General features: G+C 62.3%; 15 protein-coding genes. 6 read left to right on the top strand and 9 right to left on the bottom strand.

Going from position 1 to position 16552, the window contains the following annotated elements; translation table 11 throughout:
• Positions 1-32 precede the first annotated feature (32 nt).
• From CWB41_RS04245 to lpdA, 5 genes are all read left to right on the top strand, one after another.
• The gene (locus CWB41_RS04245; RefSeq protein WP_165203985.1) at positions 33-980 is read left to right on the top strand and encodes a transporter; all 948 of its coding nucleotides are present in this window, start codon (positions 33-35) and stop codon (positions 978-980) included.
• A 48-nt stretch (positions 981-1028) separates the two neighbouring features.
• A complete protein-coding gene (locus CWB41_RS04240; RefSeq protein WP_181902941.1) occupies positions 1029-2714 on the top strand; it encodes a pyrroloquinoline quinone-dependent dehydrogenase in 1686 nt (561 codons plus the stop codon).
• A gap of 94 nt (positions 2715-2808) precedes the next feature.
• Positions 2809-3144 (top strand): c-type cytochrome, encoded by a 336-nt coding sequence (locus tag CWB41_RS04235; RefSeq protein ID WP_165203982.1) that lies wholly within the window; start codon positions 2809-2811, stop codon positions 3142-3144.
• A complete protein-coding gene (locus tag CWB41_RS04230; RefSeq protein ID WP_115835428.1) occupies positions 3141-3899 on the top strand; it encodes a substrate-binding periplasmic protein in 759 nt (252 codons plus the stop codon). Before CWB41_RS04235 ends, CWB41_RS04230 begins: the two co-directional genes overlap by 4 nt.
• Positions 3900-3940: 41 nt before the next feature.
• Positions 3941-5383, top strand: coding sequence for a dihydrolipoyl dehydrogenase (lpdA, locus tag CWB41_RS04225; protein ID WP_129396394.1), 1443 nt, complete (start codon positions 3941-3943; stop codon positions 5381-5383).
• 8 nt (positions 5384-5391) lie between these two features.
• Here lpdA and CWB41_RS04220 read toward each other — a convergent pair whose 3' ends face one another.
• Complete coding sequence (locus CWB41_RS04220; RefSeq protein ID WP_115837966.1) at positions 5392-5604, bottom strand: ChaB family protein; 213 nt, start codon at positions 5602-5604, stop codon at positions 5392-5394.
• A gap of 65 nt (positions 5605-5669) precedes the next feature.
• Here CWB41_RS04220 and lipA point away from each other — a divergent pair, with 65 nt between their 5' ends.
• Positions 5670-6620 (top strand): lipoyl synthase, encoded by a 951-nt coding sequence (gene lipA, locus CWB41_RS04215; protein WP_115837968.1) that lies wholly within the window; start codon positions 5670-5672, stop codon positions 6618-6620.
• A 99-nt stretch (positions 6621-6719) separates the two neighbouring features.
• Here lipA and CWB41_RS04210 read toward each other — a convergent pair whose 3' ends face one another.
• The 8 genes from CWB41_RS04210 to CWB41_RS04180 all read right to left on the bottom strand — a co-directional run bounded on the left by CWB41_RS04210 (position 6720) and on the right by CWB41_RS04180 (position 16404).
• Entirely contained in the window at positions 6720-9440 is a 2721-nt protein-coding gene (locus CWB41_RS04210) for a nitrate reductase (protein WP_115837148.1), read from the bottom strand.
• Positions 9441-9770, bottom strand: a complete 330-nt coding sequence (nirD, locus tag CWB41_RS04205) for a nitrite reductase small subunit NirD (RefSeq protein ID WP_115837149.1) — start codon at positions 9768-9770, stop codon at positions 9441-9443.
• Between the two features lie 3 nt (positions 9771-9773).
• Complete coding sequence (nirB, locus tag CWB41_RS04200; protein ID WP_115837388.1) at positions 9774-12218, bottom strand: nitrite reductase large subunit NirB; 2445 nt, start codon at positions 12216-12218, stop codon at positions 9774-9776.
• Positions 12219-12270: 52 nt separating this feature from the next.
• Positions 12271-12690 (bottom strand): globin family protein, encoded by a 420-nt coding sequence (locus CWB41_RS04195; protein ID WP_115837150.1) that lies wholly within the window; start codon positions 12688-12690, stop codon positions 12271-12273.
• 15 nt (positions 12691-12705) lie between these two features.
• Entirely contained in the window at positions 12706-12867 is a 162-nt protein-coding gene (locus CWB41_RS16120) for a hypothetical protein (RefSeq protein WP_165203979.1), read from the bottom strand.
• Between the two features lie 22 nt (positions 12868-12889).
• On the bottom strand, positions 12890-14197 hold the full coding sequence (locus CWB41_RS04190; RefSeq protein WP_115837151.1) for an MFS transporter: 1308 nt from the start codon (positions 14195-14197) through the stop codon (positions 12890-12892).
• A 387-nt stretch (positions 14198-14584) separates the two neighbouring features.
• A complete protein-coding gene (locus CWB41_RS04185) occupies positions 14585-15808 on the bottom strand; it encodes a CmpA/NrtA family ABC transporter substrate-binding protein (protein ID WP_115837152.1) in 1224 nt (407 codons plus the stop codon).
• Entirely contained in the window at positions 15805-16404 is a 600-nt protein-coding gene (locus CWB41_RS04180; RefSeq protein ID WP_115837153.1) for an ANTAR domain-containing response regulator, read from the bottom strand. The genes CWB41_RS04185 and CWB41_RS04180 overlap by 4 nt, the downstream gene beginning before the upstream one ends.
• Between the last annotated feature and the right edge of the window lie 148 nt (positions 16405-16552).

Genomic DNA, 16552 nt, shown 5'->3' with positions numbered 1-16552 from the left:
AAAAAGATTTGTCTATTTCGGGGGAAAACAAAATGCTGAAGATTCGAGCCGTAAAGGCGAAGGCTGCGTCGTGGCCGGGCAATTCGCCGACCTCAAACAGCGCCAGCCGCCGCATCGGAAGAGCCAGTGTATTTGCCGCGGTAATGGCCGGGCTCCTCGCGTCGCACGGCGTGGCGAAAGCGGAAGACATTACCTTCGCGGTGATCGGACCGCACGAATATGACCTGCCGGTCAATTTCCAGCCGTTCAACGTCTTTGTTCAATACGGGGAGTTTCAATCCTCTTCGCAAGAGTTCAATTCGAACGGCAACGTGGTCTCCGGACCGAAACAGGACTTGCTGGTCGGTCTAAGCAAGTACGTCCACTTCTGGACTTTCTCGCAAATCCCGGGTGTCGGCTTCGCCTACGAAGTCATCGTGCCGGAGATCCGTATCGCGACCCAGGGCGCGCCTGCGGCCGATGGCATTGGCGATACGCTGACTGGCCCGGCCGTGTGGATCAAGCCGACGCCCGATTCGACGCTCGGCTTCCAATCCTTTTTCACCGCGCCGATCGGCACCGAGCAGGTCACCAACAATTACTTCTCGAACAATTCGAGCCTGTTCTACGACTATCAGGCCAAGTGGTGGGACATGACCGGCAATACGGGCGCGGTTTTCCGCACCGACCGGCGTGGTCCGGGACTCGACCCTATACGTGAAGGCACGACCTTCTTCTCCAACATCCGTATCGGCATCAAGATTCCGGGGCCTGTCGAGCCATTTGCCGCCGTCGACTATGGCGCGACATCCGGCAGCTACGATCTCGTAGCTCACACCCCGGTCGCCTATTCCAACAATCACGACCTCGCGGTTGGCGGCGGCGTCATGTTGAACATGCGAAAGGATATCAGTCTCACACTGCGCTATTCGCATAGCGTCGCCGGCCAGAACACTTACGAGACCAACGCCGGTTATCTCAAGTTCGTCTATCTGTTCTGAAAATCAGAGATCAGGCGAAAGCCCAAAACAAAAAAAGGAATGTCTTGGATGAAACGCTCATCGAAACACGCCATCGCGTTCGCGTTGGTAGGCGCCTTCCTGTCGCTGGAGGCGTCGGCGCTCAGGGCCGATTCACTCGCAGTAGGGAATGCGGACCCCGACAATTGGTCTCAATATCACCGGACCTGGAATGCGTGGCGCTATAGCCCGCTCGCCCAGATCAACGCCGGGAATGTCAAGCGCCTTAAGGTTGCCTGGCTGCATCAGGCGGGCGACATTACCAACGGCCTGTTGTCCACGCCGTTGGTCGAAAACGGTGTCATGTATTACATCGCGCCGAACAATAATGTCTTCGCGCTCGATGCGACAAATGGCAAGACGATCTGGCACTATCAGCCGAAGCTCAATCCGATTGCCAATGAGAGCTTCTACGCATTTCAGAGTCGCAACATCACCCTCGGCAAGGACTACGTCTATGTCGGCACGCTCGACGGACGGGTCGTCGCTGTCGACAAGAAGACCGGCAACGAGGTCTGGTCCACACAATTGACAGATCTCAAGACCTGTTACGGCTGCCTGTTCTCATCGACGCCAATGCTCGCCGGCAATGTCCTTATCGGCGGCACCACGGGTGGTGACCAGCCGATTGCCGGACGAATTTTCGGCGTGGATGCGACGACTGGAAAGCTTCTGTGGACGCTGCGTACCACCAAGGATGATCCGAAAAGCTGGCCGGGAGATACGTGGAAAGTTGGCGGTTCGGCGGCCTGGAATGTTGGAACCTATGACCCGGAGACTGACACGGCCTATATCGGTGTCGGCAATGCGGCGCCGGACTTCTTCTATAACGATCGTCATGGCGATAATCTCTATGCCGCGACGTTGCTCGCGCTCGATCCCAAGACTGGTTCCATCAAATGGCACCGTCAGGAGATTCCTGGCGATCACTACGATTATGACTCGACTTATGAAGCCGTCGTGATCGACGACGGCAAACGCGAAGATATCGTCCATCTGAATAAGAGCGGATTTGTCTTCGTCATGAACAAGGCGAACGGAAAGCTTGTCAACGTCTGGCCGATGGTCAAGCATTACAACTTCGCCAAGACAATCGATCCGAAGACCGGGGCGCTCATCGGCCAGGTCCTGGATTATCCCGAGGATAAGGAAACCACAGTTTGTCCCTACCTTCTTGGCGAACGCAGCTGGAATCCCGGCGCCTATAATCCCAAGACCAGGCTCTGGTACAATAATGCGATGGAAGTCTGCGAGGTTCTCAAGCCGGCGCGGCAGGACGTCTCGAAGATCGGTATCGCCGGCCTTTATCTTGGTGTCGAGAAGCTTGAAGCCGTGCCACCGCCCGGCGAAGCGGCGAGCGCACGTCTTGAAGCGCGCGATCCGTTGACCGGTAAGTTGGTTTGGGAAGTGCCCTATGCGTTGCCCGGCCTTGGCGGTGTGTTGACGACGGGCGGCGACCTCGTCTTCAACGGCGATCCCGAGGGTTTGGTGCATGCTTATAATGCCGGCACGGGCAAGGAGCTGTGGTCGTTCCAGACGGGCTCGGGTATCCGGGCGGGCATCATCAGCTACGCCGTCAATGGCCGCCAATATATTGCGGTTCCGAGCGGCTGGGGTTCTCTGGCACCAGGCTTCATGGCCAGCGTTTTCCCGCAGGCGGCAAAAATCCCGGGTGGCGCGACCATGGTCGTATTTACGCTCGACTCGGAAAAATGAGAAAAGACCCTGCGGTCCTCGCCGGCCGCAGGGATAATTTCGGGAGGAAAATGGAATGAGGTCCGGTTTTGTCCGGTTCGCGAGAACGTTGCTTGTGGTGTTCTTCGCGGCGAATGCGCTTGAGAGTTGTTTGCTGTCTCCTGCCCTGGCGCAGAGCGCCGAACCAGATCTCACCTCGCCCAAATTGATCGACGCCGGTCGCGTTCAGTTTGCGGAAAACTGCGTTTATTGCCACGGCGATTCGGGAAGCGGCGGTAAGGCCGGCCCGCTGGCGGGCCGCACCGATCTGACAGCGGATTACGTCTTCCAGACCATCACCAACGGCAAGCGGGTGGGATCGCTGGTGATGCCAACTTGGGGCCTTTCGCTCGATAAGCCGACGATCTGGTCGCTGACGGCTTACGTCATGTCGTTGCAGGCCAAGAAATGAGCCCGCTCCGGCGTCTGCTTCTCTGTGGGTTCGCGGCCTGTGTGCTGGCAACGCCAGCCAAAAGCCGTCCGTTGGAGGATATTCTCGCTTCCGGCACATTCGATATTTGTGTGCAGGAGGACAGCGCGCCATTTTCCGATCAGGCAAGCGGCACGGGCATTTTCATCGATCTCGGCCGCCTCATCGCCCAGCATCTCGGCGTCCAGCTGACCGAGACTTGGATCTTTTCGGCAGAATATGCGCGCAAAACATCTTGCGACGCGCTTCCGGCAGTCGCCGCCATCCCGGGCGACGATCCGCTGCGGCTGACGATACCTTATCTCAAAGTACGCACCGCGCTCGTCACGCGTGCGAGCGCGGCGCCCGTAAACACCTTTGCGGATATTGCGAACAGCCGCGTTGCGGTTCTGGCTAATTCCTATGCGCGGCACGACCTTAACAAGCGCGGTATCAACCTCTCCGTCGCGTTTCTGGAAAACAAGGACATTCTATCGGCCGTCGATCGCGGCGATGACAGCGCGGGCGTCGTCACACTCTTCAGTCTGGAATGGTATGTTCATCAGAACGATGCGCTGTTGCGCGCAAATTTCCAACCGCTTGGCGCGGTCTATGACTATGACGCGGCGATCGGGCTGCGGCACGCCGATCCGCCTCTGCTCAAGAAGATCAATATCATTTTGCAGACCGCGATGGGCGATGGCGCCTTGGCTGACATTTTTGAAAAATATGGCTTGCAGTATGAATCACCGAAATAATTGCGACGTTCAAGTCCCGCTGACTTTGTTGGGCATTTAGCATGGCGAATGCTTACGATGTGATTGTGATTGGCGGTGGGCCTGGCGGCTATGTGGCGGCGATCCGCGCGGCGCAATTGGGCCTGAAGACGGCGGTGGTGGAGCGCGAGCATCTCGGCGGCATCTGCCTCAACTGGGGCTGCATCCCGACCAAGGCGCTGCTGCGCTCGGCCGAGATTTATCATTACGCCCGGCACGCGAAGGATTACGGCCTCAGGATCGAGGGCAAGATCGGCTATGACGCCGAGGCGATCAAGGACCGTTCGCGCAAGATCTCGGCGCAGCTCAATGCCGGGGTCGGCTTCCTGCTGAAGAAGAACAAGGTCGATGTGATCTGGGGCGAGGCGCAATTGACCAAGCCCGGCGAGGTCCGGGTCGGCAAGCCGTCGAAGCCGGCGCATCAGCCGCAGGCGGCGCTGCCCAAGGGCGTATTGGGCGAGGGCACCTATCAGGCAAAACACATCATCGTCGCCACCGGAGCGCGGCCGCGCGTCCTGCCCGGGCTGGAGCCGGACGGCAAGCTCATCTGGACCTATTTCGAGGCGATGATGCCGGACGCGATCCCCAAAAGCCTGATCGTCGTCGGCTCGGGCGCCATCGGCGTCGAGTTCGCTTCGTTCTATCGCGACTTCGGCGCCGAGGTGACGCTGATCGAGGTTCTGCCGCGTATCCTGCCGGCCGAGGATGCCGAGATCGCGGCGCTGGCGCAGAAGAGGTTCGAGAAGCGCGGCATCAAGGTCCTCACCGGCACGAAGATCACCAAGGTCGAAAAGGGCGCCAACGGCGTCACCGCCCTTGCGGAAGATGCCAACGGCCAGCCGCAGACCTTGAAAGCCGAGCGGCTGATCTCCGCCGTTGGCGTCATCGGCAATGTCGAGACCCTCGGCCTCGAGGCGCTCGGGGTGAAGACCGAGCGCGGCATCATCGTCACGGACGGGCTCGGCCGCACCAATGTGGCGGGCGTCTATGCCATCGGCGATGTCGCCGGCCCGCCCATGCTGGCGCACAAGGCCGAGCATGAGGGCGTCATCTGCGTCGAGGCCATCGCCGGCCAGCATCCGCATCCGCTTGACCGCGACAGGGTCCCCGGCTGCACCTATTGCAATCCGCAGATCGCCTCGGTCGGCCTGACCGAGGAAAAGGCCAAGGCGGCGGGCTATCAGCTCAGGATCGGCCGGTTCCCGTTCATCGGCAATGGCAAGGCGATTGCCCTGGGGGAGCCCGAGGGCCTGACCAAGACGATCTTCGACGTGGCGACGGGGCGCCTCCTCGGCGCCCATATGATCGGCGCGGAAGTCACCGAACTCATTCAGGGTTTTGTCGTCGCCATGAACTGCGAGACGACCGAGGCGGAGCTGATCGGCACGATCTTCCCGCATCCGACCCTGTCGGAGACGATGCACGAGAGCGTGCTCGACGCTTACGGCCGCGCTATCCATATCTAGGCGGGCCGCTAGTCTTCGTTTGCGACCCAGCGGTCGCCGGCCTTGTGATAGTGTTTTTTGACCGCCGCCCAGGCAATGCGGAAAGCAGCCTCTTCCTGGCGCGGATCGTTCTCGTGTTCGGCATGGGCCGCGTTGAAGGCAGCCCGGAAGATATCCTGGGCGTGGGCTGGCAGATGATCACGGACTTGGGGCGGAAGATCTTCGTTGCTGGAATAAGGCAAGACCGGCTCCTGTCAGTCGGATTCAGTGAGTCCTGGGAAAACCAGGACGATATTTGGTGAAGACCATGACTTTAGCACCGCCCTTACCCTCCACCATCTCCGCGCGTCACCCGGAGAAAGCCCACCGGCCGGACCAGCCGGTGGCGAAGAAGCCGGACTGGATCCGCGTCAAGGCGCCGGGCTCGCCCGCCTGGCGCGAGACCGCCGCGATCGTCAAAGAGCACCGGCTCGTCACCGTCTGCGAGGAAGCCGGCTGCCCCAATATCGGCGAGTGCTGGGAGAAAAAGCACGCGACCTTCATGATCCTGGGGGATACCTGCACCCGCGCGTGCGCCTTCTGCAATGTCAGGACCGGGCTGCCGGGTGCGGTCAATCCGCGTGAGCCGGGGCAGGTGGCGGAGGCGGTCGCCAAACTCGGCCTCGCCCATGTCGTCGTCACCTCGGTCGACCGCGATGATCTCGACGACGGCGGGGCGCGGCACTTCGCGGCGGTGATCGGCGCCATCCGCACGGCCAGCCCGCACACGACGATCGAAGTGCTGACCCCGGATTTTCTGCGCAAGCCCGGCGCGCTGGAGATCGTCGTCGAAGCCAAGCCCGATGTCTTCAACCACAATCTCGAGACGGTGCCGTCGAAATATCCGAGCGTGCGGCCCGGGGCGCGTTACTTCCATTCGGTGCGGCTGCTGCAGCGGGCGAAGGAACTCGACCCGCAGCTCTTCACCAAGTCCGGCATCATGGTCGGCCTCGGCGAGACGCGCGACGAGATTTTGCAACTGATGGACGATCTGCGCAGCGCCGATGTCGATTTTCTCACCATCGGCCAATATCTGCAGCCGACGCGCAAGCATCATCCGGTGATCGCATTCCCGGCGCCGCAGGAGTTCAGCGCGCTGCAGGAGATCGCTCTCGCCAAGGGCTTCCTGCTCGCCTCAGCCTCGCCGCTCACCCGCTCCTCCTATCACGCCGCCGAGGACTTCGCTAAACTCAAAGCCAAACGCGCCAGCAAAACCTGATCAATCTTGCCGCAAGACAAACCGCGGCGCCGCTGTTACCGCTAATGCCTGCATCGCAAGGCTCACGACCAATTCCCGGACGTAGTTGTAGAGCGGCGTTTATATCGCTGCTGCGGCGCTCGGCAGGACACTCGCGGGTTGCGGCTCCCCGCCAAGTGAATTAACGCCAGCGCCACGGCAACTCGCGTTGAGGATTTTCTTGATCTCAGCGCGGCAGGAGCCGCAATTGGTGCCGGCCTGCGTCGCTTGCCCGACCGCCTCGACGCTGGCGCAGCCCTCCGCAATGGCGGCGGTAATCTGGTTGATGCCGACGCTGAAGCAGGAACAGACGGTCGCACCGCGATCCGTGCCTCCGGCGCCGGGCCGCCCGGCGATGATTGCCAGACGGCTGCGCGGCTGTGCGAAGTCGGCACGCAATTGATCGACCGCCCAATCGCGCGAAACGCGAACGGGCTCGGCGCCAAGAAACAAGGCGCCGGCGAGCCGGTCATCCGCGAAGAAAGCGAAGCGCTTTTGGCCCGTTGTCGCATCCTGGTAGAGTAGAATGTCGGCATCGATAGAGCATCCGAACAGCTCGGCGGCAAAGGCGCGCCAATCGCGCGCGGCGCTGGCAAAAGCGAATTCGACACGCCAGCCATCGCGGCATTTGGCGAGAGCCCAATAATCGGCATCGGATGCCGCGGGCTTTTCGCGCAGCACAGCGAAACCATAAAGCGCGGCGTCGAAACGCGAGAGCTGCACCGGAACGTGCTTGAACGCCGGCTGGCCCGAGACGGCATCGGTCGTGGATGGCACGACACAATTGATTCGCGCAGCGCTGGCGAATTGACCGTTCCAATGCATCGGCACGAAAACGCTGCCGCGTGCCTGTGTGGGCGTGATAAAGGCCCGCACGAGAACGGACCCGGCGCCGATAGAAAGACAAGCGATGTCGGCATCGCAGATGCCGAGACGACGCGCGTCTCTGGGGTGGATTTCCGCGAAGGGTTCCGCGAGATGTTGCGACAACCGCGGGCTTCTGCCGGTCCGCGTCATCGTATGCCAATGATCGCGCACGCGGCCGGTGTTGAGCACCAATGGGTAGGCGTCGCTCGTGCGTGTCTCGGGCTTCGGTAAGGTCGCGACGAAGCGTGCCTTGCTGTCCGCGGTGAAGAATTGGCCGTCAGCGAAAAACCGGCTCCGTTGCCTTGCCTGTCCAGAAGGCGAGGGCCATTGGAACGGCGCGAGCTTCTCAAATTGCGCAATATCGAGTCCGGCATAAGCGCCGATATCGAAATCGCGCGTACCTTCGTTTTCAAAGGCCGAAAGCGCCGCGTGCTCGGCGAATATTTCGGCGGCCGACGCGTAGGAGAAAGCCTTGCCGAAACCCATACGCTGCGCCACGTCGCAGACGATCTCCCAATCGGGCCGCGCCTCGCCCGGCGACGGCAAAAAAGGCCGCTGGCGCGAGACGCGCCGCTCGGAATTGGTGACGGTGCCATCCTTCTCGCCCCAGGCTGCCGCGGGCAATTTGATATGGGCAAGCCGCAGCGTATCGGTCTCCGAGACGACATCCGAGACGACGACAAAGGGGCAGGTTTTCAACGCCGCTTCGACAAGGCCGACCTCCGGCATCGAGACGACGGGATTCGTCCCCATGATCCAGATCGCCTTGACGCGTCCACCCGCCACGGCGCGGAACATCTCGACCGCTTTGAGGCCCGCCTGCGAAGCGATGCGCGGCGCCCCCCAGAAGCGTTGTACGCGATCACGATGTTCGGGATTCTCAATCTCCATATGGGCCGCCAGCATATTGGCGAGGCCGCCGACTTCGCGGCCGCCCATCGCATTGGGCTGACCTGTCACCGAAAACGGACCTGTGCCGGGTTTGCCGATCCGTCCCGTAGCGAGATGGCAATTGATGATGGCGTTGACCTTGTCGGTCCCGGCCGAGGATTGGTTGACGCCCTGGCTATAGACGGTCACGGCCTTTTCGGTGTGCGCGAAGAGCGTGTAGAAGGCTCTCAGTTCGTCGGCCGGAACGCCGGTTTGGTCTGCGATTTCATCGAGCGATAATGCTTTCGCCACGGCGACAGCGTCGTCAAAGCCGTTCGTATGCGCGGCGATGAAGGCACGGTCGAGCGCATCGTGATCGGCGAGCCAGGCGAGCAAACCCGTGAACAATGCGACATCGCCATCGGGACGCACGGCGAGGTGGATATCCGCAATATCGGCGGTCATCGTCCGGCGCGGATCGATGAGCACGATGCGCATCTGCGGCCGCTTCTGCTTCGCCGCGGCGATGCGCTGATAGAGTACGGGATGACACCAGGCGAGATTGGAGCCGACGAGAACGACCAGATCGCCCAGTTCGAGGTCTTCATAAGTCCCGGGCACCGTGTCCGCCCCGAAGGCCCGGCGGTGCCCGGCGACGGAGGAGGCCATGCAGAGCCGCGAATTGGTGTCGATATTGGCCGAGCCGATGAAGCCCTTCATCAGCTTGTTGGCGACATAATAATCCTCGTTGAGCAATTGGCCCGAGACATAGAAGGCAACGGAGTCCGGCCCATGTTCGGCGATCGTCCGTGAGAAGGTCGCGGCAACAAGATCGAGCGCCTCGTTCCAGTTCGCGCGGCGGCCGTTGATCTGTGGCGCAAGGAGTCTGTCTTCGAAGCCGACTGTTTCGCCGAGCGCCGAACCCTTGGAGCAGAGCCGGCCGAAATTCGCCGGGTGTTCGGTGTCGCCACGCACCGTCACTGTACCGTCGGCGTTCCGTGCCACGAGCACGCCGCAGCCAACGCCGCAATAGGGGCAGGTGGTTCTCGTTGCCGGGGCGTCCATCTACCCGGCCCGCCGCAACGCCCTTTCCAGCGCGAGGAAAAGTCTTTCACCCTCACGCCGGAGCGGGATCGTTGGCACGCTACCCTCGTCGGCCCCGAGCGCCTTGCCGGTCTCGAGCGAGATGACCCAATTGTGCAGCGGGCAAGTGACTGCGGTGCCGTGCACGATGCCCTGGCTCAGCGGGCCGCCCTTGTGCGGGCAGCGGTCCTCGGTCGCGAAGAATTGGTCGTCCATCGTACGGAAGACGGCGATCCGCCCTTGCGGTGTCTCGACGCAGCGCGCGCCGCGGCGCGGGATGTCGGTGGTGGAGCCGATTTCGATCCAGGTCATCTGTCACTCCGCCGCTACGAAATCGAGGACCGCCATAGGCTTGAATTCGTGCTTGTGCTTGCGCGACACGCGCTCCGACCAGGGATCGACCTGCGCGAATTGCTGCGAGAAGACGAAGCGATCGAAATAGGCCTTGCGCTTGCCGGTATCTTCCAGAGCCTGGCGGCGGATTTCAGCGATGCCGACGCGCTTTGTCCATTTGTAGATGCGCTCGAGATAGCGCGCCTGCTCGCGGTACATCTGCACGAGCGCAACGATGACCTCCAGGGCCTCGCCCTCGGTCCTGACGAGGCCGAGAACTTCGGTGCCCTTGATGTCGAGCCCCGCGGCGCCGGCGAAATGGATTTCGTAACCGGAATCGACGCAGATGACGCCGACATCCTTGCAAGTCGATTCGGCGCAATTGCGCGGGCAGCCGGAGACCGCCATCTTCACTTTCGCCGGCGTCCATGAGCCCCACATGAATTTCTCGATGCGGATGCCGAGCCCGGTCGAATCCTGCGTGCCGAAGCGGCACCATTCCGAGCCGACGCAAGTCTTCACCGTGCGGATGCCCTTCGCATAGGCGTGGCCGGAGACGAAGCCTGCCTTGCCGAGATCAGCCCAGACAGCGGGCAAATCCTCCTTCTTGACGCCGAGCATGTCGATGCGCTGGCCGCCGGTGACCTTCACGGTCGGGATGGCGAATTTGTCGACGACATCAGCGATAGCGCGCAATTCCGCCGCGCTGGTAACGCCGCCCCACATCCGCGGCACGACGGAATAGGTGCCGTCCTTCTGGATGTTGGCGTGGGCACGCTCGTTGATGAAGCGCGATTGATAATCGTCGGCATATTCGCCCGGCCATTCGCAGACGAGGTAATAGTTGAGCGCGGGCCGGCATTTGGCGCAGCCGCAGGAGGTCTTCCATTCGAGTTCCTGCATCAATGCCGGGATCGTCTTGAGGCCCTTGGCGCGGATGAGCCGGCGCACGTCGTCATGGCCGAGATCGGTGCAGCCGCACATCGGCTGGACCGCGGCGGGATTATAGGACTCGCCGAGGCTGAGCTTCAGCAATTGCTCGACAAGTCCGGTGCAGGAGCCGCAGGAGGCCGAGGCCTTGGTATGGGCGCGGACGTCGTCGAGCGAGGTCAGGCTCTTTTCAACGATGGCGCCGGTGATCTGGCTCTTGCACACGCCGTTGCAGCCGCAGATTTCTGCGTCATCCGGTAAGGCTGCAACGGCCGCCGTAGGGTCCAGCGGGGCACCTCCCTGATAGGCCTGGCCAAAGATGAGCGTTTCGCGCATCTCCGAAATATCGACGCTTTTCTTCTTGAGATCGGCGAACCAGGCGCCATCGCCCGTTTCGCCGAAGAGAACCGTGCCAATGATCCGGTTTTCCTTGATCACAAGGCGCTTGTAGATGCCGGCCGAGGCGTGGCGCAGCACGATCTCCTGACGATCTTCGCCATCGGCAAAATCGCCGACCGAGAAAAGGTCAATGCCGGTCACTTTCAATTTGGTCGGCGTGTCGTTGTGGACGAAGCCCGGCGCTTCGCGCCCGGCGAGCCGCGCCGCCAGCACGCGCGCCATCTCGTAGAGTGGTGCGACAAGGCCGTAGGTATGGCCCCCGACCTCAGCGCATTCTCCAAGCGCAAAAATGTCTGGATCGGAGGTCTGCATATGCGCATCGACGAGGATGCCGCGATTGACGTCGAGGCCCGCGCGCTTCGCCAGAGCTGCGTTGGGGCGGATGCCCGCGGCCATGACGACGAGCGTCGCGGGAATGATCGTGCCGTCCGCCAATTCGAGCGCCTCGACCTTGCCGGTGCCGTGGATCGCCTTGGTATTGGCCTGAGTGAAAATCTTGATGCCGCGCGCCTCGACTGCCTGCTGCAGCAGATAGCCCGCCGCCGGGTCGAGCTGGCGCTCCATCAGCGTCGGCATCAGATGCAGCACGGTCACATCCATGCCGTGCGATTTAAGCCCCGCCGCCGCCTCGAGGCCGAGCAAGCCGCCGCCGATGACGATGGCCCTGGCACGCGATTGCGCTGCGAGCAGCATGGCGTTGACGTCGTCGAGATCACGGAAGGTCAGGACGCCAGCGAGGTCATGGCCCGGAACCGGCAGGATGATCGGCGTCGAACCGGTCGCGATCACGAGCTTGTCGTAAGGTTCGGTCACGCCGTGGTCGGATGTGACCGTCTTCGCCGCGCGGTCGATCGCGACGATCTTGTGGCCCTTGTAGAGGGTGATGTCGTTCTTGATGTACCAGCCGTCGCCGTGGATGACGATCTGCTCATAGTCTTTTTCGCCCGAGAGCACGGGTGAGAGCATGATGCGATCATAATTGACGCGCGGCTCGGCGTTGAAGATCGTGATCTGATAGCGTCCCGGCGCTTCCTGAAGCAGATGCTCCAGCATCCGGCCGGGGGCCATGCCGTTGCCGACGACGACAAGCCGCGACATGGTTTGCGCAAACGCCGGCTGGGATTTTTCGTCTTGAAACATCTTCGGTCCGTCAGGCTTCGGAGGGAGAATGGGCGGCCTCGATCATCGCGCCGCTGAGCAGGCCATAGGCTGTGCCCCAGGCTTCGGCCGTCTCGGGTGTGAAGGCATCGCCCAACCCCTGCTTCAGCGTCCACAGAAGCGCCGCGCCGACCGGCTCGTAGTGCTGCGGCTTGACGCCGTAGTCCACGTGACGGGCGGCGAGCGTCTTCACGGCGGGCATGACGGCATCGAGCCGGTCGAGGCTGCGCACGACAGTGCCGAGCGTCGCCATCAGTTTTCTGCCCTGTTCGCTCATGTTGGTCTTGAACAGCGGCCGGACATCCGGCGCGATCTCGAAGAGGCGCTGGTAGAACAGCGCCGCCGCGGTATCGGCAATCGGTACGACCTTTTCAAAGCTCGTCTGGACGAGCACGATCTGTGCAGGCGTCATCTGCGATCTCCTCGATCAATGCTTGCCGGGAAAGCCGCCTAGACCGTGGAAGGTCATGAACAGCGAATAGGCGCTCACCGCGATGGCGATGACCATCTCGATCGTGAGGAAGGCGACCCCGTATTTGTACCAGGGCTCGTAGGCTTCCTGCGTGATGGATTGCGTGGGCATATGCATGGGAACCTCGTGGGTTTGGGGATCAGGCCTTGTCGATGGCAAGGGCGCTGGTGAAGATGCCGTGCTCCTCGGGGTGGCGCTCATAACGCGCCGCCCAGAAGTAGAAGAGGATGATCGGCACGAAGATGTAGAGGGCGACATAGAGATAGCCCATGTGGATATTCGGACCCGCCGCGAAGATCAGCGGATAGACGATGCCGCCCACGGTGGAGACGCCGCCGATGAAGCCCGCGGCGGCGCCGGGTCGATCCGGGAACAGTAAGGGCACGAGCGCGAATGTGCCGCCGGTTCCGAACGAGATGAAGATGCCGAGCGCGACCAGCGTGATGACCGAGAGGTGTAGCGATCCGGTCAGGCCCGCGAAGGTGAGCCCGCCCATCGCGAAAGTGATGAGGATCAGCGCGATGGCAAGCCAGTGCAGCCGTGGCGCGTAAGGCAGCGACTTGGCGATGAAGGGCAGCGGCGTCCAGCCCTTGCGCTGGAAGAGATCGGACATGAAGCCTGCGAACGGCCGGAACAGCGACGCGCAGAAGGATTCGACTGCGGCGAAGGTTCCGGCGGCGATTTGCAGACCCGCGACATTCTTGAATCCGAGCGCGAGGATCGCGTCATGGAAGCCATGGGTGAAATAGCCCGGCAGCCAGGCGTTCATCGCGATTTCGAGGCCGAAGGACATCGCATAGGCGAGCATCAGCGCCACGGCGATATAACGGCTCCAGACGAAGACCGTGCTGCGCAGATCGCTGCGGGCGCGGGCGGTGTCGCGCAGTTCGTTGCTCTTGGCGGCGCGGCCGCGCAGGAGATACCAGGCCGCGACGAACAGCGCGATTATGCCCAGCCAAAGAAAGGCCGCGTGATAATCGGTGCCGAAGAGGCGCGGCAGGACCAGCGCGCCCATGCCGGCGCCGACATTGCCGGTGCCCGCATAAAGACCTTCGGCGGTGCCGATTTCATTGGCGTTGAACCATTGCGCGACATGCTGGATGCCGACGACGAAGGAGACGCCGGCGATGGCGACGATCACCCGTTCGGTGAAGAGAAGCGTGTAATTCTCGGTGAATGCCGAAGCGATCGAGACAAGGCCGCAAACGGCGAGGATGACGGCGAATGTGCGCGGCGCGCCGAAACGGTCCGCGGCCCATCCGGCAAGGATGCGGCCGACCGGCGCCATCCAGATCGCCGAACTCGCCAGCAGGCCCAGCGCCTTAATGCTCAAATGATAATGCGCCGCGATGCTCGGGCTGAAAGCTGCGGTCGAAAACCACATCAGGAAGCACCAGAAGAAGCCCACGGTCGCGATGATGAGCTGCTCAATCTTATGCGTCTTCATCCTGTCTGATCCTCAGGTGCATATCGGGCAGGCGAGAGTGGCGCGCAGCACAAGCCGGGGCAGCGGGTAACGCCCACGCGCGAGATCATCACGGGTGTTGGCGGAAGAGCCGCTCTGAACAAGATGAGTTTCATCGGCATAGGCACGCGTCAGCGCTCAGCGCTGCCGGAATTTTTCCGGATTGCGAACCGCCATTAGCTCGCGAGAAACGTTGCTGATACGAAACTGTCCGCCGTTAGACAGGTCGCGATCGGCGGCAAAAGCCCGTGCCGATATCCACACGGTCGCAAGAGACGTGCCAGCACATTTGCAGAGCCAGGCACCCAAAACCGGAACGTGGAGTTCGGTTCGACGGCGGGCAAAACGCCCGGATGCTGAACAGCAGGCTCAAAGTTTGTGCAGTGCACTTTTGGCCGTTGTTGCGTCGATCACCGCGACATTCTCCGGGACGAAAATGCTGCCATCGCAGAAGCGATCGGCTGGCATGGCAATCGTCTCTGGCTGGGCGTCGAGCGTCCAGGGCGCGTCGTGGGCGCCCTCGGTTTTCCAGTCCGCAGTCGGCGCAGGGAGGCCCAGCGCTTGCGCGGCCGCGCGATGAAAATCCGGCCGGTAGACACGTTCGACGAGTTCACGCAGATCGGTCGCCGGATCAATGAGGCCCCAGCGGCGCATTTCGTTGAGAAACCAAAGCCCCTGCGAACGCCACGGGAAGGTCGCAGCGCCGCGATAGAAGACGCAGGCGCCATCGCCCATGACGCCACCTGGCAACGAGGCGAGGATCGCGTGGCTGTCGAGCGCGAAGTAGCGGCGGCGTGAGAGCAGCGCCGCGATATAGGAGGCGTTCTCTGGCGCGTCGCAGAATTGTGCCGCCCGCAAGAGCGCCCGCAGGCTGGCGGCGAGTGCTTCGGGATTTTCCTCCGCCCAGCGCGCGCGCACCGCGAAAACCTTCTCCGGCGCATTGGCCCAAATATCGTGCGAAGTCGCGATGGTGACGCCGGCACCGGCGCGTCGCGCCACCTCGCCCCAGGGCGCGCCAGCACAGAAGCCGGCGATCTGGCCGCTCGTCAGAGCTTCGACAGCCCGCGCCGGCGGGACGACAATCAGCTTGACGTCGCGTCCCGCTTCGATCCCGGCCGTCGCAAGCCAATAGCGCAAATAGAGATTATGCGTCGAAAAGGCATGGACGATGCCGAGCGCCGTAGGGCGGGCGCGCAGCACCGCCGCGAAGGCTTCGACGGTTGTAAGATTTTCCCGCACCGCGCGATCGTAGATCTCGCGCGCGAGGGAATTATTGAGCGTGATCGTGCTGCCGCGCGAATTGATTGCCGACGGGATCAGCAATGGCTGCATCGCGCCGCGCAGGCCGAGCTGCACGGCGAAGGCGAGCGGCGGCACGAGCACCGCGGCATCGAGAAAGCCGAAGGCGAGCTTGTCGGCGATGTTGGCCCAGGACGGTTCGACCGAAAGCTCCGTCTCGACCCCTTCGTCGGCGAAATAGCCGAACTCATGCGCCACCATCGCTGGCGCGCCATCGGTGAGATGCAGCAGGCCAATCCGCATTTTCGGCGCCGCGGCCTTGCGCGCGGCGGACAAAGAGACGATCTCGCTCATGGGCGTTTTTTCTCCGCCTGCGGCGCAGGCTCAATATCATGCTCGCGGACGAATTGTGCGACGACCTGCGCCAGCTTGCGGTTTTCGTCCATCGCCTTCTTTCGCAGCCAGCGATAGGCCTCGGGCTCCGTCATCTTGCGGTGTTTCATCAAGATCGCCTTGGCGCGCTCGATCGCCCGGCGCTCCTCCAGCAGCGTCTTGGCGGCCGAAAGCTCCGTTTCCACCTGACGGTAGCGGCGGAACAGCGCGATCGCCGAGGCCATGATCGGCTTCACATCCTGAAGCGCGACGCCGGAGAGATTGTAGGAGCAGACGCCCGCCGCGATCGCCTCCTCGACAAAGCCGATATCGCCGCTGTCGGCGAACATCACCACCGGCTTGACGGCCGAGACCGCGCGCACGTCCTCAAGCGCGTCGCGGTCGGGGAGCGCCATGTCGATGATGACGAGATCCGGCTTGGTGCTCTCCACGGCCTCGACGAGATTGGCGCCCTCCCGGGCTTGCAGAACCTCGGCGAACCCGGACTCGAGCAGCTTCTCCCGCAGCGCCTGGGCGCGGGCCTCGTCACTGTCGATGAGCAGAATTCTGAGTTGCACGACGTTATGATTCCCACAAATCCGCGGCTTTGCAAATGTGAGATCAATGGCCCACTGATCCGATGCAGGTCGGAAGCTGCGTGGGATCGGCTCGTCACCGATGAGGAGGAAATCTCCGGTCTGTCGTTTGTCGGGTTTCGGCGGCTCG

The organism is Methylovirgula ligni (assembly GCF_004135935.1).
In the GTDB taxonomy this organism is placed as follows: domain Bacteria; phylum Pseudomonadota; class Alphaproteobacteria; order Rhizobiales; family Beijerinckiaceae; genus Methylovirgula; species Methylovirgula ligni.
The sequence above is the reverse complement of the archived record's forward strand: the minus strand, read 5'-3'. Positions and strand labels throughout refer to the sequence as shown.